This window comes from Mucilaginibacter pankratovii, from assembly GCF_014773265.1.
In the GTDB taxonomy this organism is placed as follows: Bacteria; Bacteroidota; Bacteroidia; order Sphingobacteriales; family Sphingobacteriaceae; genus Mucilaginibacter; species Mucilaginibacter pankratovii.
In genome coordinates this window covers 371,821-392,164 of record NZ_JACWMY010000004.1, presented here as the reverse complement: position 1 = coordinate 392,164, position 20,344 = coordinate 371,821, and the positions used below count along the sequence as shown (strand labels likewise).

The 20,344-nt window shown below is 45.8% G+C and carries 23 protein-coding genes; 12 read left to right on the top strand and 11 right to left on the bottom strand.

Features of this window, described 5'->3' with window-relative positions:
* Positions 1–29 precede the first annotated feature (29 nt).
* The 8 genes from IDJ77_RS10300 to IDJ77_RS10265 form a co-directional block, all read right to left on the bottom strand.
* Positions 30–254 carry a hypothetical protein gene (locus IDJ77_RS10300; protein ID WP_191188851.1) on the bottom strand — a complete coding sequence of 75 codons (225 nt, stop codon included), beginning with the start codon at positions 252–254 and terminating at the stop codon, positions 30–32.
* Between the two features lie 172 nt (positions 255–426).
* Entirely contained in the window at positions 427–834 is a 408-nt protein-coding gene (locus IDJ77_RS10295) for a hypothetical protein (protein WP_191188850.1), read from the bottom strand.
* The gene (locus IDJ77_RS10290; protein ID WP_191188849.1) at positions 834–1,370 is read right to left on the bottom strand and encodes an Mpo1 family 2-hydroxy fatty acid dioxygenase; all 537 of its coding nucleotides are present in this window, start codon (positions 1,368–1,370) and stop codon (positions 834–836) included. Before IDJ77_RS10290 ends, IDJ77_RS10295 begins: the two co-directional genes overlap by 1 nt.
* A gap of 51 nt (positions 1,371–1,421) precedes the next feature.
* Positions 1,422–2,987 (bottom strand): ribonuclease Y, encoded by a 1,566-nt coding sequence (gene rny / locus IDJ77_RS10285; protein WP_191188848.1) that lies wholly within the window; start codon positions 2,985–2,987, stop codon positions 1,422–1,424.
* Positions 2,988–3,279: 292 nt separating this feature from the next.
* Positions 3,280–3,573, bottom strand: a complete 294-nt coding sequence (locus IDJ77_RS10280; RefSeq protein WP_128531644.1) for a cell division protein ZapA — start codon at positions 3,571–3,573, stop codon at positions 3,280–3,282.
* A gap of 21 nt (positions 3,574–3,594) precedes the next feature.
* Positions 3,595–3,885, bottom strand: coding sequence for a hypothetical protein (locus tag IDJ77_RS10275; protein ID WP_128531645.1), 291 nt, complete (start codon positions 3,883–3,885; stop codon positions 3,595–3,597).
* Between the two features lie 161 nt (positions 3,886–4,046).
* Complete coding sequence (gene pheT, locus IDJ77_RS10270) at positions 4,047–6,446, bottom strand: phenylalanine--tRNA ligase subunit beta (RefSeq protein WP_191188847.1); 2,400 nt, start codon at positions 6,444–6,446, stop codon at positions 4,047–4,049.
* A gap of 206 nt (positions 6,447–6,652) precedes the next feature.
* The gene (locus IDJ77_RS10265) at positions 6,653–6,880 is read right to left on the bottom strand and encodes a hypothetical protein (protein ID WP_191188846.1); all 228 of its coding nucleotides are present in this window, start codon (positions 6,878–6,880) and stop codon (positions 6,653–6,655) included.
* Between the two features lie 82 nt (positions 6,881–6,962).
* Between IDJ77_RS10265 and IDJ77_RS10260 the strand changes: the two genes are divergently transcribed.
* Entirely contained in the window at positions 6,963–7,505 is a 543-nt protein-coding gene (locus tag IDJ77_RS10260) for a hypothetical protein (RefSeq protein WP_191188845.1), read from the top strand.
* A 34-nt stretch (positions 7,506–7,539) separates the two neighbouring features.
* Here the strand turns inward: IDJ77_RS10260 and radC are convergent, their stop codons facing one another.
* On the bottom strand, positions 7,540–8,238 hold the full coding sequence (gene radC / locus IDJ77_RS10255; RefSeq protein WP_224751037.1) for a RadC family protein: 699 nt from the start codon (positions 8,236–8,238) through the stop codon (positions 7,540–7,542).
* A 91-nt stretch (positions 8,239–8,329) separates the two neighbouring features.
* On the opposite strand from radC, the gene IDJ77_RS10250 reads away from it, so the two are divergent.
* Entirely contained in the window at positions 8,330–8,500 is a 171-nt protein-coding gene (locus tag IDJ77_RS10250) for a hypothetical protein (RefSeq protein WP_191188927.1), read from the top strand.
* Positions 8,501–8,535: 35 nt separating this feature from the next.
* Here the strand turns inward: IDJ77_RS10250 and rpsT are convergent, their stop codons facing one another.
* The gene (gene rpsT, locus IDJ77_RS10245) at positions 8,536–8,790 is read right to left on the bottom strand and encodes a 30S ribosomal protein S20 (RefSeq protein WP_191188844.1); all 255 of its coding nucleotides are present in this window, start codon (positions 8,788–8,790) and stop codon (positions 8,536–8,538) included.
* A 487-nt stretch (positions 8,791–9,277) separates the two neighbouring features.
* On the opposite strand from rpsT, the gene IDJ77_RS10240 reads away from it, so the two are divergent.
* Together IDJ77_RS10240 and IDJ77_RS10235 are read left to right on the top strand one after the other, a co-directional pair.
* Positions 9,278–10,240: a zinc dependent phospholipase C family protein gene (locus tag IDJ77_RS10240; protein ID WP_191188843.1), complete on the top strand. Its 963-nt coding sequence runs from the start codon at positions 9,278–9,280 to the stop codon at positions 10,238–10,240.
* 9 nt (positions 10,241–10,249) lie between these two features.
* Positions 10,250–10,699 carry a hypothetical protein gene (locus IDJ77_RS10235; RefSeq protein WP_191188842.1) on the top strand — a complete coding sequence of 150 codons (450 nt, stop codon included), beginning with the start codon at positions 10,250–10,252 and terminating at the stop codon, positions 10,697–10,699.
* 62 nt (positions 10,700–10,761) lie between these two features.
* Here the strand turns inward: IDJ77_RS10235 and IDJ77_RS10230 are convergent, their stop codons facing one another.
* Positions 10,762–12,243: a glycine--tRNA ligase gene (locus IDJ77_RS10230; RefSeq protein WP_191188841.1), complete on the bottom strand. Its 1,482-nt coding sequence runs from the start codon at positions 12,241–12,243 to the stop codon at positions 10,762–10,764.
* Between the two features lie 470 nt (positions 12,244–12,713).
* On the opposite strand from IDJ77_RS10230, the gene IDJ77_RS10225 reads away from it, so the two are divergent.
* The 8 genes from IDJ77_RS10225 to dnaN all read left to right on the top strand — a co-directional run bounded on the left by IDJ77_RS10225 (position 12,714) and on the right by dnaN (position 20,242).
* Positions 12,714–13,421 (top strand): ATP-binding cassette domain-containing protein, encoded by a 708-nt coding sequence (locus tag IDJ77_RS10225; protein ID WP_191188840.1) that lies wholly within the window; start codon positions 12,714–12,716, stop codon positions 13,419–13,421.
* A 162-nt stretch (positions 13,422–13,583) separates the two neighbouring features.
* A complete protein-coding gene (locus tag IDJ77_RS10220; RefSeq protein WP_191188839.1) occupies positions 13,584–14,105 on the top strand; it encodes an outer membrane beta-barrel protein in 522 nt (173 codons plus the stop codon).
* A gap of 124 nt (positions 14,106–14,229) precedes the next feature.
* On the top strand, positions 14,230–14,715 hold the full coding sequence (locus IDJ77_RS10215; RefSeq protein ID WP_191188838.1) for a hypothetical protein: 486 nt from the start codon (positions 14,230–14,232) through the stop codon (positions 14,713–14,715).
* Positions 14,716–14,885: 170 nt separating this feature from the next.
* Positions 14,886–15,371, top strand: coding sequence for a hypothetical protein (locus tag IDJ77_RS10210; protein ID WP_191188837.1), 486 nt, complete (start codon positions 14,886–14,888; stop codon positions 15,369–15,371).
* Positions 15,372–15,520: 149 nt separating this feature from the next.
* Positions 15,521–16,003, top strand: coding sequence for a hypothetical protein (locus IDJ77_RS10205; RefSeq protein ID WP_191188836.1), 483 nt, complete (start codon positions 15,521–15,523; stop codon positions 16,001–16,003).
* Positions 16,004–16,147: 144 nt separating this feature from the next.
* Complete coding sequence (locus IDJ77_RS10200) at positions 16,148–16,651, top strand: hypothetical protein (RefSeq protein WP_191188835.1); 504 nt, start codon at positions 16,148–16,150, stop codon at positions 16,649–16,651.
* A 25-nt stretch (positions 16,652–16,676) separates the two neighbouring features.
* On the top strand, positions 16,677–19,079 hold the full coding sequence (gene gldG, locus IDJ77_RS10195; protein WP_191188834.1) for a gliding motility-associated ABC transporter substrate-binding protein GldG: 2,403 nt from the start codon (positions 16,677–16,679) through the stop codon (positions 19,077–19,079).
* A gap of 38 nt (positions 19,080–19,117) precedes the next feature.
* Complete coding sequence (dnaN, locus tag IDJ77_RS10190) at positions 19,118–20,242, top strand: DNA polymerase III subunit beta (protein ID WP_191188833.1); 1,125 nt, start codon at positions 19,118–19,120, stop codon at positions 20,240–20,242.
* Positions 20,243–20,344: the final 102 nt, after the last annotated feature.

Here is a 20,344-nt window from a genome sequence, read left to right as displayed (position 1 = left end):
TTTGCGATTTAGGATATCTCTCTGCCGCGTCATTGCGAATTATCAACAAGTAGAGCAAAATGTAAAATGGCTCTGCCTGCCGCTCCGTCCCATGAATGGGACGGCAATGAAGGTGTTTTGTTTGCAAACTCTTTGAGATTGATACAACAGCCGTAATGCATTTTGCAATTACGAATCAGCGCCGCACCTTCATTGCCGTCGGTTTTAACCGACGGATAAATGCGATATGTTTTGGCTTTAGCCGCAAAAGACATTGTTAATTTTTGGCCGAAGCTGGCTTATGCTACCTCCTCCGTCCTATAAATGGGACGGCAATGAAGGTGGGGCAACCCACAACTTTGACTTTCCAATATCCCGCATCTATCCCGCATCCCACCTTCATTGCCGTCGGTTTCAACCAATTGTTGCTAACATGACGGATGACTACTATTTCCTGTAAATTAAAACCAAAATTAGGGGCATAATCATTATAAATACAGCTAAAACAATTGTGAACAATTTATCTAAGAAGCTATAATTCCAATCCTCGTTTATAAAAACCATGTCTTTAAACCACAAGTAATAGTCTCTGCCTTGCGCCAACAGACTTAATCTTTTAAAAGCATAATCCAATAGTGCAATTACCATCGGGGTAAGCGCGGCTCTCAAGGCCAGGTACCAGTCTTCATCATTAAACTTTAAGAATTGCAGCATAGCAATGGCAGCAATAAATAAGCCTGCCACAGCATACCACTTATAAGGGCTGCTAAACCATTTATCGTACTTGTTGTAAAGTAGCAAGAAGTTAACTGCGGTTGGCACGGCCAAGCCTATAACGACTTCCCCTTCTTTCATTAATACTTCCACCCAAACCTCTTAAACAAACTATACAGCACCCAAATAGGCGTGATCAAAACCAGTTGCCCATCATCCCTAAAAGATGCTTCGTTACCTTCTTTTTTGCCGCCAATGTATTGGCCCAGCCAGGCGATAGCTAAAAACAACGTGCCCATCCAAATAAGTGGGATACCACCGGCATGCTCCCAAACCGCGAGCTGGGATACACCATAGCTCAGGGCGAATAATACCAGCAGCATAGTATATGATAGTATTGGCGATAGCTTGAGGGTGTAATAAACACAAAATGCGATGAGGAATGATGCCCAGTTAAACATTTCGTTGTAGCTCTTTAAAAAAGCGAAGTGTGGAAAAGGAATCGCCCAGGCTATGCCCAGCGCCCCAAACAACATCAATGGTACGCATATAAAATGCAGCAGTCGGTTGGTTGCGTTTCGGTGACTTGCATTAAGCCGGTTAAAATAAACATCCACAGGGCGCTCGTCCTTTTTGGGGAGCACGGGTCTTATTGTATTGGGTTTTGGTTTCGCCATAAAATAAAAAAGCCCTCCCCGTTGCAGGAGAGGGCTCAAATTTAAGCTTTATTATTTTGCAAATGCTACCGAGCGGGTTTCCCTTATTACGGTAACCTTTATCTGGCCCGGGTAGGTCATTTCTGTTTGGATGCGGTTGGATATATCTGCCGCCAGTATTTCGCTTTGGGCATCGCTTATCTTTTCACTCTCTACCACAACACGCAGTTCGCGGCCTGCCTGTATCGCAAATGTTTTCTCTACACCAGGATACGATAATGCAAGCTCCTCAAGCTCTTTTAGTCGCTTGATGTAACTTTCTACCACTTCGCGGCGTGCGCCCGGCCTTGCGCCTGATATAGCATCACAAACCTGTATGATTGGCGACAGCATCGAGGTCATTTCCACCTCATCGTGGTGGGCACCAATGGCATTACACACTTCAGGGTGTTCCTTATATTTTTCGGCTAACTGCATACCCAAAATAGCGTGCGGCAGTTCCGGGTTATCATCAGGTACTTTACCAATATCGTGCAGTAAGCCTGCGCGTTTGGCCAGTTTTACGTTCAGACCCAATTCTGCTGCCATGGTAGCGCAGAAGTTGGCTACCTCGCGCGAGTGCTGCAACAGGTTTTGCCCGTATGATGAACGGTAACGCATCCTGCCTACCATCCGGATCAGCTCCGGGTGCAGGCCGGTGATACCTAAATCAATAACGGTACGTTCACCTATCTCTACAATTTCTTCTTCTATCTGCTTGCGGGTTTTGGCAACCACCTCCTCGATACGTGCCGGGTGGATACGACCGTCGGTAACCAAACGGTGCATAGCCAAACGGGCAATCTCGCGGCGTACCGGGTCGAAGCCGGAAAGAATGATGGCCTCGGGGGTGTCATCCACAATGATTTCTATACCGGTTGCTGCTTCCAGCGCGCGGATGTTACGACCTTCACGACCAATGATACGGCCTTTAATTTCGTCATTCTCAATATTGAAGATAGATACCGTATTCTCGATAGCGCTTTCGGTAGCGGTACGCTGGATGGTTTGGATAACGATCTTTTTAGCCTCTTTGGTAGCGGTAAGCTTGGCTTCGTCTACAATATCCTTTATCTGCGCCATCGCCTTGCTGCGGGCCTCTTCGCGCAGGTTATCAATCAGCTGGTTCTTGGCATCTTCGGCGCTTAGGCCTGCAATGGTTTCCAGTTCGGAAACGTGCTGATTTTTCAGGTGCTCTACTTCTTCCTGTTTTTTGGCCAGGATATCGGTTTGGGCTTCCAGTTTTTTACGCGCGTTATCCAGTTCAGTCTCCTTTCGGTTCATGTTCTCCAGCTTCTGGTTAAAAGATTGCTCTTTTTGCTTGATGCCGTTCTCGCGCTGGTTAAGCACGTTATTTTTGGCGTTTACTTCCTGCTCGTGCTCGGCTTTTAACTGAAGAAATTTCTCCTTGGCCTCTAACTGGCGGTTCTTTTTAAGGATCTCGGCGTTATTTTCAGCGTCCTTTAATATCTTCTTTACTTTATTCTGGGCGTTTACTTCCTGGTCTTTAAACAGCTTCCGTAAAAGGAAGCGGCCTATGACGATGCCCGTCGGTACCCCTACAAGGAGCCCGATGATCAGGTACAAAAATGTGTTCATTTCTTAGGTTATATAAATAAAAAAAACCGCAACTAAACTTCTAAGTGTTCATGTATTGTTAAAACTTCTGGTCGGATGGCTCGGGATCACGGGTTACCGTAAATTACACGATCAACGCATGCCTCTTTGATCCGAAGATATTGAAGCGTTAAGTTTTTAATAGTGAAAACTTAAAATTTAACTGCGGTTAAATCTTAAATGGCTCTGTTTAGCTGAAAGGTAAAAGGTTAAAGGCAAAAGGTATTAATTCTTTTGCTTCGTGCTTTTGGCTTCTTGCTATATTTAAAGAACGTTATTGTTTAGAAAAAAAATCGGTCAGCAGATGATCTAAATGATAAACCTTTTCCGTCACTTCAGAATCATCCGATGTAACTTTCTTATCCGCTTTTAATGAGGATGTTGCGTAATGCAGCACACACATCGAAAGCAGATCCTGTTTATCCCTAACCGCATAGTTCTCCTGGTACTCCTTTATGCGGTCGTTGATCAGCTTGGCTGCCCTTCTTATTATCTCTTCTTCTTCCATATTCACCTTTAAGGGGTAAACACGGTCGGCAATATTTATTTTTATTGAGATTTCTCCCATTTGAGCTTTTCACTTTTCGTACTACTTTTTCAGCAATACAATACACTTATCTATTTCCTGCACAAAGTCGTTAATTTTTTGCTTAATGTCAACACTTTTTTCATTTGTTTCTGAAAAAGATTTTGCCAGTTTCAATACACGAAGCTTTTCCTCCAGGTCTTTCGTCTTGTTTTTGCTGGCATCAAGCGCCGCGTTAAGGGCATCGCTTTCCAGTTTAAGCAGGTCGTTTTCTTCCTGTAGCGCAGCACAAAGCTCTATTAACCGCTCGGTTTTGTATACAACTTTTGTTAATTGTTCTGCTACTGAAGGCATTTCTTAATTAGTGGTTTATTGAATTAGTGAATGACAATTAATGAGTGAATGAGTGATTTAAGGAATTAGTGAGTTAGCGAATGAGTGATTTAGTGGATATTTAAAACTCACTCAGTCATTCTCTAATTATTCACTCCTTCACTAATTCAATCCGGCACTCATTATTTCCTGATCTCCGCTCCTGCTTCTTTGTCTAAATTATAAATTAATTTCTGCATCGTGGCATCAATTGCCTTATCAGTTAAAGTTTTCTCGGTATCCTGCAAAATAAAGCTGAGGGCATATGATTTTTTGCCTGCCGGGAGTTTATCGCCCACGTACACATCAAATACATTCACTTCTTTCAGCAGTTTTTTGTCGGTTTTTAAAGCGATCTGTTTTAACTGCCCAAAGGATACCGATTTATCAATCAGCATGCTCAAATCGCGCCTTACGGCAGGGAACTTGCTTACTTCCCGGTACACAATTACGTTCTTACGAACCAGCTTCAATAGCACATCAAAATCGAAATCGGCATAAAAAACTTCCTTATCTACATCGGCCTTTTTAAGGGCTGCTGCCGATACCGAGCCAAAGCTTACCAGTACTTTATTACCGCGCAGGTATTGCAGCCCGTAAGCTAAACCGTTCGCTGTGGCTTCCTCGGTGGTGTAGTCGGTTATGCTTAGTTTTTTCAGTATACCATCAACCACCGCCTTTAAATTGTAGAACGATGCTGCTACCGCCTTCCCGTTCCATTGCTCGGTTTTGAAAGCGCCGGTTAGGAAGATAGAGAAGCGCTGAGCCTCTACATATTTCTCATCCACAAAGCTGTAGATCTTGCCAAACTCGTATAGTTTCAAATCCGAAGCACGTCGGTTTTGGTTGTAGGCGACAGATTCCAAACCCGAATACAGCATACTCTGGCGCATTACATCCAGGTCGCTGCTCAGCGGGTTTAATATTTTAACTGCATGCTCCAAATCGTCGGAATAAGCCGATTTGGTGAGCGAGTTGTTCATGATCTCGTTGAAACCATTGGCGCTCAGCAAGTCCGATATCGCGTTTTGCACGGTATCTTTTTCGGGCCGGATGGAGTTGTTTAAGGATGCGCGAATCTGCGTCGGGATCTCGATATTGTTGTACCCGTAAATGCGTAGGATCTCTTCCACAATATCCACATCGCGCGTTACATCCACACGGTAAGGGGCCACTTTTAAGCTTAAACCCTCTTCGGTTTCCGTTACAATGGTAATATCCAGCCCGGTAAGGATGGCCTTGATGGTATCGTGACCGATAGCTTTGCCAATGAGCCTGTCGATGGTTTTATAAGTTACTTCGATCTCAAAAGGCGCGACCGGGTTAGGGTAATTATCGAAAATTTCCGACGATACCACACCGCCCGCCACCTGCTGTATCAGCAAGGCTGCACGCTTCAGGGCAAACACCGGCATGTCCGGGTCGGTACCGCGCTCAAAACGGAAGGATGCATCGGTTTTTAAGCCATGTCGTTTTGCTGTTTTACGTACCGATACCGCGTTGAAGTAAGCACTTTCTAAAAAGATGCTGGTAGTAGCAGCGTTCACACCGCTTTTTGCACCGCCAAATACACCAGCAATACACATCGGCTCTTCAGTGTTGCAGATCATCAGGTCATCGGCCGATAGTTTCCTATGCACATCATCCAGCGTTTTAAATATGGTGCCTTCGGCTGCGGTTTTAACTACAACCTTGTTGCCTGTAATAGCGGCTGCATCAAAAGCGTGCAGGGGCTGGCCCAGTTCGTGCAGTACATAGTTGGTAACATCTACCACGTTATTAATGCTCCGCACGCCAATAACCGCCAAACGCTCTTTTAACCATTGCGGCGATTCTTTTACTTCGATACCCGAAATGGTTACACCGGCATACCTTGGGGCAGCCTGTTCGTTCTCTACCACAACCTCAATAGGGCTGCTGTTGTTATCAACCTTAAAGGCAGACACATCCGGTTTGGTTATCCCTATCTTCAAGAACGCGGCGATATCACGGGCAGTACCCAGGTGCGATACCGCATCCGCACGGTTTGGCGTAAGGCCAATCTCGTACATAAAATCGTCGTTCAGTTTAAAGTACGCCTTTGCGGGGGTACCCACGGGCGCATCAGCATCCAATACCATAATACCGGCATGATCGGTACCCAGGCCTATCTCGTCTTCGGCGCAGATCATCCCTTCGGATACCTCGCCGCGTATTTTGGATTTGCTTATTTTAAATGGTTCGCCGACGGTTGGGTGCACCGTTGTGCCTACGGTAGCCACCACCACCTTTTGCCCCGCTGCCACGTTAGCAGCGCCGCAAACAATATTAAGAGGTTCTGTGCCACCAACATCTACTTTGGTAACATGCAGGTGATCGCTGTTGGGATGATCCACGCACTCCAGCACGTAGCCGATAACCAGCCCTTCCAGTCCGCCGGGTACAGCCTGTACCTTCTCGAGGCTCTCCACCTCCAAACCCGTACCGGTGAGTATCGTAGAGATCTCTTCGGGGGTTTTAGCTGTATCAATAAATTCTTTAAGCCAGTTATACGATATCTTCATTATAGCAGAATGATAATCGGCAAAGATACAATTTAGGCAGAAAGGAGGAAGGAATTTAGATGTACGAATTACGATTTTAGATTTAAAAAAAACGCGTCATTGCGAGGTACGAAGCAATCTCCCGATATGCAAAGCCGGAATGCTTAGCTTAGAGATTGCTTGGTACCGCGCAATGACGCGTGGAAATTATTTATCCTATTTAAATACTAATCCTCGTCTTTGCTATCACCGTCATCATCCAGGTTGAGGGTGTAGGCAGATTCGGCTGCATCATAGGCGCGCTGCAATGGGCCGCTTTCGTCTATTTCGCCAATGGGTTCGTTGGTTTCATCGAAACCATTCGAGTGAATATCCTGCTGACTTGCCTGATCTTCGTTTTCGGTTTGGCTAAGCTGGTCGTCTTGTTGCAATTGGTCGTCTTCGGGCTCTATCATGGTGTTGTGTGTTTTTGATTTGTTTCTTTACAACGTTTAAGATACAGCGTTGTTTGTAAATAAAACTGTAAATTGGTCATAAATGAGCGCTCAACCAATTCATAACATCACAGCCGAACGGGCAATGGATCTTATCGATTCAGGCCTACCACTGATAGACGTTTACGTATCTGGCGAATTAAAACTTCCCGGCTCAGATGATTGGGATAAGACAGTGGTTTTTGAAAATTGCATTATTGAACGTTTCGAAGCGATTATGGTTCAATTTAGTCGACCCGTAAAATTTATAAACACTCATTTCAAAGACTGTCAGTTTATTTTTTCTTATTTCTTACAAGGCCTTAACATACAAAACTGCAGTTTCGACAAGGCATTAGACTTTTCTTCCGGCGGCCACAATAAGCCAGGTTATCCGATTTCTGTTATGAATAACCATTTTACGGATTTTGTGAACTTTTTTGATTGTCAATACGAAGCTGAAGTCGAGGTGATTGGGAATGACTTTGTAAAAGGCACAAATATCGGATGCAAAAATCAACTCTTATCTTTTGTTGTCGCCCCTCAAATAATGAATAACACAGGAAAAATTGATTTAGAAGAAACCGAATGGGTTCGCCCTTCTTAACAATCCGAAATCGAAAATCCGAAATTCGAAATCCCTACAGCATCCCCTCATCCCCAAAGCTGAAGTACCCGTTATCCGTCATGATCACATGATCCAGCACGTTAATATCCAGCAGTCTGCCGGCCTCCACCATCTTTTTGGTGAGGAAAATATCTTCGCGACTGGGTTTTAAGTTACCCGAGGGATGGTTATGAATGAGCACAATACTACTTGCCTGGTGCTGTATGGCCACGTGGTAAATAATACGCGGATCGGCAACAGTACCGTTAAGGCCACCCTTGCTGATGAGCTCCTTGCCAATTACTTTTGAGGACCGGCTCACCAGTATTATCCAAAATTCCTCATGGTTAAGGTCCATCAGGTGGCGGCGCATTACGTTGTAAATATCGCGGCTGCAGGTGAGGGTTTCGGGTGCTTTTGTTTCTGTTTCGCCACGGCGACGGCCAATTTCCAGCGCGGCGATGATGCTGATGGCTTTGGCCTCGCCAATGCCCTTGAATTTAGAAAGCTCGCTGATGCTGGCTTTACCGAGTTTATTCAGGTCGTTCTCGTAATGGTGCAGGATGCGTTTGCTGAGTTCCACGGCGGTTTCGTTACGGCTGCCACTGCCAATCAGGATGGCTATCAATTCGGCATCGGTAAGTGCGCGGCGGCCCTGCCCGCTTAGCTTTTCGCGCGGGCGGTCTTCCTCGGCCCAGCTTTTTATGCTTAAATTGTTACCGTATTCTTCCAAAGGGGTAGCTTTTGTGAGCCTAAAATAGAAATATATCGCAACAAAAAAGAATGGAAAAAGCGCACCGCTCCGTCCCTTAAAAGGGACGGCAATGAAGGTGGATTTGGTTACCATCATCCCCGGCTGCATTGCCGTTGGTTTCAACCAACGGATAACGTCTCTTAAAAGAGACGGCAACGAAAGTGTGTTTCAGCTGTTCTCTCCCCCACCTTCATTGCCGTCGGTTTCAACCGACGGCAATGAAAAAAGGGGTAATGCTTAGTGCACTACCCCTTTTTAATATATCGTATTAAGCGATTAGCTTAAAGCGTTTACAAATTTAGTAAGCTTAGATTTGTTGTTAGAAGCTTTGTTTTTGTGAATAACGTTCTTTTTAGCCAAACGATCTAACATAGAGATCACTTTTGATAATAAAGGAGCAGCATCAGCCTTAACGGTAGTGCCTCTTAATTTCTTAATAGCGTTCCTGGTGGTTTTTGCCTGGTACCTATTGCGCAGACGCTTCGCAGCGTTTGACCTGATTCTTTTTAAGGATGATTTATGATTTGCCATCGTACAGCTTGTTATTCTTTCTTTATTTTTAGAGGTGCAAATATAGGTTGATAAAATTTAATTTGCAAACACATTGTATATATTTTTTGATGATGGCTAAAAGATGAAGGAGAAAGGGGGATTAACGTCCGCCCCGTCCGCAAAATTCCGCACCTGAAAACGAACGGACAGAGGGCTGTTGATTGGTGATTGGTTGATTAGGTAAGTGGTTTTATGTGTAGAAAAAAGGGATGGCAAATATTCTAACTACTCACTATTATGGCGTTGCCTTCGGCCCGTGCTTTCCAGGGCTGCGCTGCGCTCCGGCCATTTTCCCTCGCGCATGCCTCCACACAATGGCTGCCCCTTCCAATCACTAATGCATTTTGTCTGAACTCGAATTAAACGAATTCATGAATTTTTGGAATTTGTTAAGGCGACGGCTATCTCCTCGCTTGTAATTCTGTAAATTCGTCAAATTCGTTTAATTCGAGTTCAGACAACCTTGATGAAGCGCTCCCTCCTACTCTTTTTAACCGCCTGTACCGTCCTCACCATCTGCACTTCATGGGGTTTCTTCGCGCATTATCGCATTCACCGGCTCGCTGTTTTTACGCTGCCCAAGGGGATGTCGGGCTTTTACAGGGCCAATATCAGCTATATTACCGAGCACGCCGTAAGCGCCGATAAAAAGCGCTATGTAGATTCGCTGGAAGCACCGCACCATTTCTTCGATGCCGACCATTACGGCAAACAGCCCTTTAAAGCCATGCCCCAGCACTGGATAGATGCCGCCGCCAAGTACAGCAGCGATACGCTGAACAAATACGGCACCGTCCCCTGGATCATCAACGCCAACTACTACTGGCTGGTAAAGGCCTTTAAACGGCATGATACTACCGCCATCCTCACTATATCCGCCAATTTGGGGCACTACATATCTGATGCACACACGCCCCTGCACCTCACCGAAAATTACGACGGGCAGCTAACCGGCCAAACCGGCGTACATTCGCTATGGGAAAGCCGCCTGCCTGAGCTTTTCAGCAATAACTATAATTACTATGTAGGCAAGGCCCGCTACATCAGCAACCCGCTTGCAGAGGCCTTCAGCATTTGCCGCAGCAGTTTTAAAAGCGTGGATAGTGTGCTGCGCTTCGAAAGGATCTTAAACAAGCGCTTTACCGATAGCACCAAATACGCCATGGAGCAGCGCGGTACGCGCATGGTAAAAGTATATTCACCGGCCTACAGCAAAGCCTACCATAAAATGCTGACGGGCATGGTGCAGCGCAAAATGAGGCAATCCATACTAAGTGTAGGCAGCTTTTGGTTTTCGGCCTGGGTAGACGCCGGCCAACCCGACTTAAATAAGCTGATAGAGAAGCCCCTTACTTTGGAGGAAGGACGAAAGATAAAAGAGGAGGAAGCTTTGTATAGGGCCGGGAAAGTGTTAATTTTAGAGAAATAGTTTACCACATTGAAAACCGGCTACCTTACATTCCTTATAGCGCTATCTGGTTTATGCGCTCACGCCCAGGACACCCTAAAGATAAAGCATACAAAAACGTATAACGCCGTTTTTAAAACCGTACATGCACTGCCGGAAGTAAAAGAATTTCTAATAACTGCAAAACATAACGATCCGGTCGCCATAATTAACGGCCCCAACGCTACCTGGCGAAATTATTGGGAGGTGCAGATAGGTATCGGTAATTCAGACATGCTGCGCACTAATTTCCACCTTTTTGTTGACCCAAAAACACTAAATGTTTATTATTTAGACAATTACGACAACGGCGACGGGCTTGATTTTAAACTGATTACCCTACGGCAATGGCGCAAATGGCGGACCACCAAAGCCTGGCAAAAAATGCACAAGTATAAGAACGGGCAATTGGTAGTTGAAATACAAAGAAAAGGAGCCTAACTGTTAAACAATTAGGCTCCTGATATATTCTTTGGTATTATTAACAGAATAAACTTTTCTGCTTACCCCAACAAATTCTTCCAGCTCACCAACTCACCTATGATCTTATCCAGGTCATCGGTTGCAACACGTTCCTGCGCCATGCTGTCGCGGTGGCGGATGGTTACGGTGTTGTCTTCCAGCGTTTGGTGATCTACGGTGATGCAGAACGGCGTACCAATCGCATCCTGGCGGCGGTAGCGTTTGCCTATGGCATCTTTTTCCTCGTATTGCAGGTTAAAATCCAGCTTCAGCTTATCCATTATCTCGCGGGCTTTCTCTGGCAGGCCGTCTTTTTTGGTCAGCGGGAAAATGGCTGCTTTAACCGGGGCCAGGCAGGGGTGCAGGCGCAGCACGGTACGGCTATCCTGTTTCTCCTCGGTGCTCAGGTCTTCTTCCTCGTAAGCGTTTATCATGGTCAGCAAAAACATCCTGTCCAAACCTATCGAGGTTTCGATAACGTAAGGGATGTAGTTACCAAAAGGCTTGCCTGTTTCCGGGTCAACCTCCGGGTCGAAGTACTGCATTTTCTTGCGTGAGAATTTCTCGTGCTGGCTCAAGTCGTAGTTGGTACGACTATGAATACCTTCCACCTCTTTAAAGCCGAACGGGAAATCAAATTCGATATCATAAGCGGCGTCGGCATAAAAAGCCAGCTTGGTATGCTCGTGGTAGCGGTATTTGGCTGCATCGGTACCCAGGGCAAGGTGCCATTGTAAGCGGGCAGCCTTCCATTTTTCAAACCATTCTTTTTGTGTGCCGGGGCGTACAAAGTATTGCATCTCCATCTGCTCAAACTCGCGCATGCGGATGATAAACTGGCGGGCAATCACCTCGTTACGGAAGGCCTTACCTATTTGCGCAATACCGAAAGGAATTTTCATCCTGCCCGATTTTTGCACGTTCAGGTAGTTTACAAAGATACCCTGCGCAGTTTCCGGGCGCAGGTAAATGGTATCAGATTCATCGGCAATGGCGCCAACCTGCGTGCTAAACATCAGGTTAAACTGGCGCACATCGGTCCAGTTGGCAGTATTGCTGATAGGGCATTTTATATTTTGCTCGATGATCAGCTCCTTTAAACGCGGCAGGTCTTCGGCTTTTAAAGCCTTATCCATCTCCAGCTGCAGTTCTTCCGCTTCGCTGGTTTTGCCTTCTTCGTCCAGTTTGGCTATGCGGTCTTCCAGCAATTGATCTGCACGGTAGCGTTTGTTGCTGTCCTTATTATCAATCATCGGGTCGCTGAAGCCGTCTACGTGGCCGCTTGCTTTCCAGATGGTGGGGTGCATAAATATGGCAGAATCCAGGCCCACAATGTTATCGTGCATTTGCACCATGGCTTTCCACCAGTAGGTTTTAATATTGTTCTTCAGTTCCACACCGGCCTGGCCGTAATCGTAAACAGCGCTAAGTCCGTCGTAAATTTCGCTGGACTGAAAAACAAAGCCATACTCCTTGGCGTGCGATATAACATTTTTAAAAAGTTCGTCGGTTGAATTGCTCATAATGGAGGCAAAGATAGTTTTTTTTGGAATTTCGAATTTCGAATTTTCAATTTCGGATTTGAATGGGGAGTTAAAGAGAAAAGTAGTGTATCTAAAAGGATATTGCATTATAAAGAACATCTTCTGCACCAGGGATTGTAAGGGTTTAGCCCGAAGGGCCGTAGCGCAGCGAAGCCCTGAAAAGCCAGGCCCGAAGGGGGTGCCATAATTTATAGTTGGATATTTAATGAACATCATTAATTAAGACCACCCCACTCCCCGCCCGCACTTCAAAGCTATTCACTAATTCAACCACTCACTAATTATGGCGTTGCCTTCGGCCCGGGCTATACGCTGCAACTCCTCATTCCGCCCCCACTGATAGAAGTGGGGACTCCATTCCGGGGTTTCCACTTCTATCCCTAACGCAGCTTAACGTTTTCTTCTTTCTCATATCTCATATCTCAAATCTAACTTCTACTTTTACCGCCATGAGCATTTCGGTACAGGCTTTATCAAAAACTTACGGGCAGCAAAAGGCTGTGGATGGCATCACGTTTAATGCGGAGCCGGGCGTATTGGGCTTTTTGGGCCCAAACGGCGCGGGCAAATCCACCACCATGAAAATGCTTACCTGCTTTATTCCGCAAACATCGGGCACGGCCACGGTTTGCGGTTTTGATATCAGTAAAGAACCGTTGGAGGTAAAGCGCAACATAGGTTACCTGCCCGAAAGCAACCCGCTGTATACCGAGATGTATGTAAAGGAAAGCATGGCCTTTGTCGCCGGCATCCATAAACTGCACCAACCCCAAAAACGTATTGCCGAAGTATTGGAGCAAACCGGCCTTGGCCCCGAGCAGCATAAAAAGATAAACCAGCTCTCTAAAGGCTACCGCCAGCGCGTAGGCCTGGCGCAGGCTATCCTGCACGATCCGCAGGTGCTGATACTGGATGAGCCCACCTCCGGCCTGGATCCTAACCAGCTCATTGGCATCCGCCAGCTCATTCTCGACCTCGGTAAAACAAAAACCATCGTACTCTCCACCCATATTATGCAGGAAGTTGAAGCTGTTTGCAACCGGGTTATCATCATTAACAAAGGCAAAATAGCCGCAGATGATACCCTGCAAAACCTCCGTAAAAAAAACGGTGATAAAACGCTGGAGCACATTTTCATAAGCTTAACCAACAAATAAGCGGCAAAATAAACCAATAAAAATCAGCTACTTAAATACCTGTCTTCGTCTTTCTGAAAGATTGCATGTAACGTTCCTTTCACGAAAGCGTCTATCAATCGCAGCACAGCAGACGGTACCCTGCAATGTTGTACAAACATTTATTACAATTTAAATTTTATCATGAAAAAAGTACTTTTACTATTAACCGTGTTGTGCGGTTTATCTATTGGCGCATTCGCGCAATCATCAACCGAAGGTGGCAAATGGAACATTGGTTTAGATGCAGGCCTGCCACTGGGTAGCTTGGGCGACCTATATTCATCTTCTATAGGCGCTTCTGTTAAATATGAACACCCAATCGGAACATCTACCTTTTTAACAGGTTCGGCAGGTTACCAGCGCTTTTTTATTAAAGGCGATGTTAAAGATGCGCTGAAAGCTTTAGGTATCGATAAATCTGGTGTTGGCATTATCCCGGTAAAGGCTGGTTTAAAACACTATTTTAACGACGGCTTTTTTGCAGAAGCACAAGCGGGCGCAGCCTTCTCTACCGAAAGTGGCGGCAGCACATCATTTGTTTACGCTCCGGGTATTGGTTACACTTTCAAAGGCGGCTTTGAGGCTGGTGTACGTTACGAAGGTTTTTCGGAAGACGGCAGCAACTCTGGCATGGCAGCACTGCGTGTTGGTTTTAGGTTCTAAGAAACCCAACTTTATACAGAAGGCCCGGGGTTAAGCCTTCGGGCCTTCTGTATTTACAAGAAAACTGTACCCGCTTAATTTTTTTAATTTTAGGCGTATCTTTCAAATAACTTAAAGTAATACCATGAAAAAAATTCTGTTGGCTATCCTTTTTGCCGGAAGCACCGCAGCTACTTGTTTAGCGCAAAAAAACAGCGATGCCGGCAAATTTAGTATCGGGCTGGAATTAGGTTTACCAACCGATGACGGGGTTTTATTTGCTACGCGAGCCATTGGCGGGTCTTTAAAATATGATATCCCGATAAGTACCGGTACGTTTTTCACCCTGTCTAGCGGCTATACATCGCTGAGGGGTAAAGATGGGTGGCCGGCCGTTGGGTTTATACCTTTAAAAGCGGGGCTTAAATATTATTTGTATAAAGGCTTTTATGGCGAAGGACAAGCAGGCGCGGTATTATGTACCAAAAGCGGCGGTGGTACCGGTTTTGTTTATGCCCCCGGTGTTGGCTATAGTTTCCCCGGCGGCTTTGATATTGGCGCACGTTACGAAAGCTGGTCGCAATACGATACGATAAGCCAGGTAAGCCTTCGTTTAGGTTTCAGTTTCTAAGCAAACACAACTTATATACAAGGCCCGCGAATATTTTCCGGGCCTCTTTGCTTTTACGATATTAACAAAATATATGTATTATTTAAACTTTATTTTATAATATTTTGAAATAAGATATATTATTATTTAGATTAGCTGAAATAAACCCATAAACCACTTATCTCACAACAATGAAAAAAATCCTTTTAGCGATCCTCTTCGTAGGAAGCTCTGTGGCTACTTGTTTAGCCCAAAAAAGCAACGATGCATCTAAATTCAGTATTGGCCTCGAAGCAGGTATCCCTACCGGCTCCTTCGGCGATTTTTACAACCTTGCTATTGGCGGATCATTAAAGTATGATATCAACATCAGCGAAGGCACTTATTTTAACATCTCAGCAGGCTATACAAGTTTCTCGGGTAAAAACGGCATTCCCTCTACCGGCTTTATACCTGTAAAAGTGGGCGTTAAAAATTACTTTAGCGAAGGTTTTTATGGCGAGGCCCAGGTAGGTGCTGCTAAATCTACCGAAAGCGGTGGCGGTACTGCATTTGCTTACGCGCCGGGTATCGGTTATACTTTTGCCGGTGGTTTCGATATTGGGTTAAGGTACGAGGCATGGTCGAAAAATGGTACTATAAGCCAGTTTGCTACCCGTATAGCTTACAGTTTCTAAACTCAGGAAAATTTAATAGTGAAAAAGTCACGGGAGGTTTTCCGTGACTTTTTTTGTTTTGCTAATAGTTTGCAAAACAATCCATTAAAATTTCCGCGAAACAATCCCTGCTGTTCCCGGTTGTGCTGCTACATTTAACTAACTACAAAATGAAAAAAGTTTTATTAGCGATCCTTTTAACAGGTGCTTCAGCAGCTACCTGTTTAGCCCAAAAAAGCGGCGCCGGCAAGTTCAGCATCGGCCTGGAATTAGGTACACCTACGGGCGATATCAGCAACTTTTATAACCTGGCCGTAGGCGGATCGGTAAAATATGATGTACCTATCGAAACTGGCACCACCTTTAATGTATCCCTTGGCTATACCTCATTGCAGGGTAAGCACAATTTTGGTTCTACCGGTTTTGTGCCGTTAAAGGCCGGGCTTAAACACTATTTCGATAAGGGCTTTTACGGCGAGGGCCAGTTGGGCGCAGCATTTTCTACCGAAGATAACGGGGGCACCTTTTTCGCGTATTCACCAGGTATAGGTTACACTTTTGCCGGTGGCTTTGATATCGGTGTGAGGTACGAGGCATGGTCAAAAAACGGAACAATAGGGCAATTTGCAACCCGGCTGGCATTCAATTTTTAAGCTTACTCATAATATTCCTAAAAGGTCCCGGTTGTTCCGGGGCCTTTTTTTGTTTTGTTTTATTTGCAGCGTAGCAAATATGTAAATGGTGCATTATAATTGTAATTTCGGCGTTATTAGCCCAAAGCAATACCGGCACCTCAAATGAAGAAACTGTTACCCATATTATTCCTGTTTTTATATACCATGGCACATGGGCAAAGCGCGCCTAAAAGTGCATTCAGCGCAGGGCTCGATCTTGCTATCCCTACCAATAGCATCTATAACGTTGGCCTGGGTGCTTCGGGCAAGGCAGAGATACCTGTTTCCAGTGCAGCCAGCTTAACAGTTACCGCAGGCTATACCAGCCTTTATTATAAAAAATCGCTGATAGGCAGTAGCAGATCGCAGGATGCTGCGGGGTTTGTACCGCTAAAGGCCGGCGTTAAATATTACCTGAGCGAAGGCTTTTTTATAGAAGGAGAATTGGGTACAGCTATCGAAACCAATTACTCGAAAAACAAACTCTTTGCATTTGCGCTTGGCCCGGGCTTTTTGCTGCCTATAAGCAAAAATACAGCTATCGAACTTGGCTTCCGGTACGAAAACTGGGGCAGCGGGCGCGTTAGGCAAACAGGTATTCGCGTAGCATATCATTTTACGTGGTAAATTGTAAATTCCGAACCAAACAACGATGTTTCCCATATTAAAGAAAGAAATAACAACTTACCTCAGCTCACTGGTTGCTTATGTTACCATTGGCGTGTTCTTACTGGTTTTAGGCCTGTTTTTGTGGGTGTTCCCCGATACCAGTATACTGGCCTACGGCTACGCCGGGCTGGATAGCCTGTTTAGCACCGCGCCCTACCTGTTTATGTTTTTGGTGCCTGCCATTACCATGCGCTCGCTGGCAGAAGAACGCCGTGAAGGTACTTTCGAACTATTGCTTACCCGTCCCTTAAGCGATCTGCAAATTGTATTGGGCAAGTACTTTGCCGGGGTGGTTGTAGTGCTTTTCGCGCTGGTACCCACATTGGTTTATTACTATAGCGTTTATACCCTTGGGGCACCGCAGGGTAATATCGATAGCGGCGCTGTTATTGGTTCCTATATTGGCTTATTCCTGCTGGGTTCGGCATTTGCCGCTATTGGTCTGTTTGCCTCCTCGGTAAGCAAAAACCAGGTGATAGCCTTCACCATCGCGGTTTTCCTGTGCTTCTTTTTTTATAGTGGGTTCGATTCGCTGAGCGGCTTATTATCGCTGCAAACCTTAGGCATCCAAAGCCTGGGCATTACCGAGCATTATAATTCGGTAAGCCGTGGCGTGCTGGATACCCGCGACCTTATATACTTCCTGCTGCTGGATGCCCTTTTTATTTTGCTTACCCTTTTTGTATTGCACCGCCAGCAGCAAAAAAAGTTTATCAATACGGCATTTCTGAGCACCCTGGGCATCTTATTCGCTTTAACTCTATTTACCCACCGGTTTTTCACCCGGTTCGATTTTACCAAAGAAAAACGCTTTACCATATCCACCGTTAGCCGCACAGTATTGGATAGCCTGCCCGCTCCTGTGAACATTACCGTTTACCTACAGGGCGAAGGTTTTCCCGGGGGGATTAAAAGATTGCAAACCGCCACCAAAGATATGCTGAGCGACCTGCAGGCATACAGCCATAGCAAACTCACTTTTGTGTTTGTAGACCCGATTAAAGGCCTCTCGCAGGACCAACAGAAGCAGGCATTTGAAAACCTGTCGGCACAGGGCATAGAGGCACAAAACCTCAGCGTAAAAACCGACGATGGCGTACAATCCAAGGTGATGTTCCCCTTCGCGCTGGTAACTTCCGGCGATAAAGCCATCCCGGTAAAGCTGTTGGAGAATCAAAGTAACCTCAATACTACCCCCGAAGAAAAGTTAAACGCATCCATCCAAAACCTGGAATATGCTTTTACATCGGCCATCAAAAAAATAACCACCGGCGGCAAGCAACGCATCGGCTTTACCGAAGGGCATAAAGAATTAACCGATCTGCAGCTGAACGATGCCATGCGCAATCTGTCAGACGGTTATTTGGTCGGGCGGATAGACCTGGCAACCATCCCTTTTGATAGCCTACGCAAAGTGGGTTTGCTGGTGATTGCCAAGCCCGATAAAGCCTTCACCGAACTGGAGAAATTCAAAATAGACCAATACCTGATGCGTGGCGGTCGTGTGCTTTGGGCCATAGACCAGGTGAGTGCGGAACTGGATAGCTTAAAGGGCAAAGGCAACCAGGCGCTGGCTTTTAATAAAGAACTGAACCTGGACGACCAGCTTTTCCGTTACGGCATCCGCATTAATTATAACCTCATCGCGGATATCAACAGTTCGCAGATCCCGGTAACCACTGGCGACGTAGGCGGCACGCCGCAGATCCAGCTGCTTAACTGGCTGTTTTACCCGGTGTATATCCCGCAGTCAACCCACCCTATTGTAAAAAACCTGGATGGTATTACCAGCCAGTTTGCCAGCACCATTGATGTTTTAGATATTAAAAATGTAGAGAAAACGGTGCTGCTGAACACCTCTCCCTACAATAAAGAGATAAAAACGCCGCACCTGTTATCCCTGATGGCCCTGCGCGATGAGCCGAACCCCAAAGAGTTCCAAAGTCCGCAAAAAATAACCGGGGTGTTGCTGGAGGGTAAATTCGTATCCGATTTCCGCAACAGGCCGGTGCCCGATAGTTTGGGCGAAAAGATTGCAGTATTGGGCGAAAGCAAACCTACCAAGATGATCGTACTGAGTGATGGCGACATCCTGCGCAACCAGGTTGGCGCCGATGGCTCGCCCTACCCGCTGGGGTACGACCGGTACACCAAGCAAAGCTATGGCAACCTAACGCTACTGATGAACATTGCCGATTATATGGCGGATGACTCGGGGCTCATCTCCCTCCGCAACAAAGAGATCCAGATCCGCCTGCTGGACAGAGCCCGCATCCGCAGCGAAAAGCTGCAATGGCAACTGGTAAATAACATTGTGCCCATAGCAATAGTGTTAATATTCGCTATTTTTCAACATTATATGCGTAAACGAAAGTATGCACATTAAATTTTATACTTTTGAGTTACTAAACGAACTAACCCATTATGAGATTCATAGTTTCCACATCAACCTTACTCAAGCAACTGCAGTCTGTAAGTGGCGCGTTAAGCAATAGCACCGTTTTACCTATACTGGAAAACTTTTTGTTCGAGATAAAAGACGGAAACTTAACCATTTCTGCAACCGACCTGCAAACCAGCATGACCACCTCTTTAGCTGTAGAAGCCAAGGAGAACGGCCGCATTGCTATACCATCGCGCATATTACTGGATACGTTGAAATCCCTACCAGAGCAGCCTGTTTCTTTCTCTGTTGATGATAAAACTTTTGCCATTGAAATAAGTGCTGGCGACGGTAAATACAAGCTAAGCGGCGAAAACGGCGAAGATTTCCCGAAGATCCCTGTTGTTGAGAACGCTTCATCGGTAAACCTGCCTGCATCCGTATTGGGCGAGGCGATCAACAAAACCATTTTCGCGGTAAGTAATGATGAGCTTAGGCCGGCTATGACGGGTGTTTACTGCCAGCTGAGCAGCCAGCACCTTACCTTTGTAGCTACCGATGCCCATAAGCTGGTACGTTACCGCCGTAAAGATGCCAAAGCGGATAGCACTACAGCATTCATCCTGCCGAAGAAAGCGTTAACCCTGTTAAAATCGGCCCTGCCGGATAGCGATGTTAATGTATCGGTAGAGTATAACAGCACCAGCGCGTTCTTCAAATTTGGTAACATAAACCTGGTTTGCCGCCTGATAGATGAGCGCTACCCGGATTACGAAGCCGTTATCCCTAAAGAAAACCCCAACAAACTGGCTATAGACCGCCTTTCGTTATTGGGTACCCTTAGCCGTGTGGCCATCTACGCTAACAAAACCACCCACCAGGTAAGGTTAAAAATTAGCGGCAGCGAGCTGAATATCTCATCAGAAGATATTGATTTTGCAAACGAGGCACACGAACGCTTAAGCTGCCAGTACGAAGGCGACGACCTGGAAATTGGCTTTAACGCCCGTTTCCTGATAGAGATGCTGAAGAATCTGAGCTGCGAAGAAGTATCCTTAGAAATGTCGACCCCTAACCGTGCAGGTTTATTACTGCCGCAGGGTGGCGATGAGAACGAAGACGTATTGATGCTGGTAATGCCGGTAATGCTTAACAGCTACGCATAATATTGGTTAGAGGATGGCATAAAGATCAATTGGTGGTTGCTTAAGGGCAAAAACCTGGTAGCTACTCCAACCTCTAATCAACCCAAAACAGAAAGTCCGGCC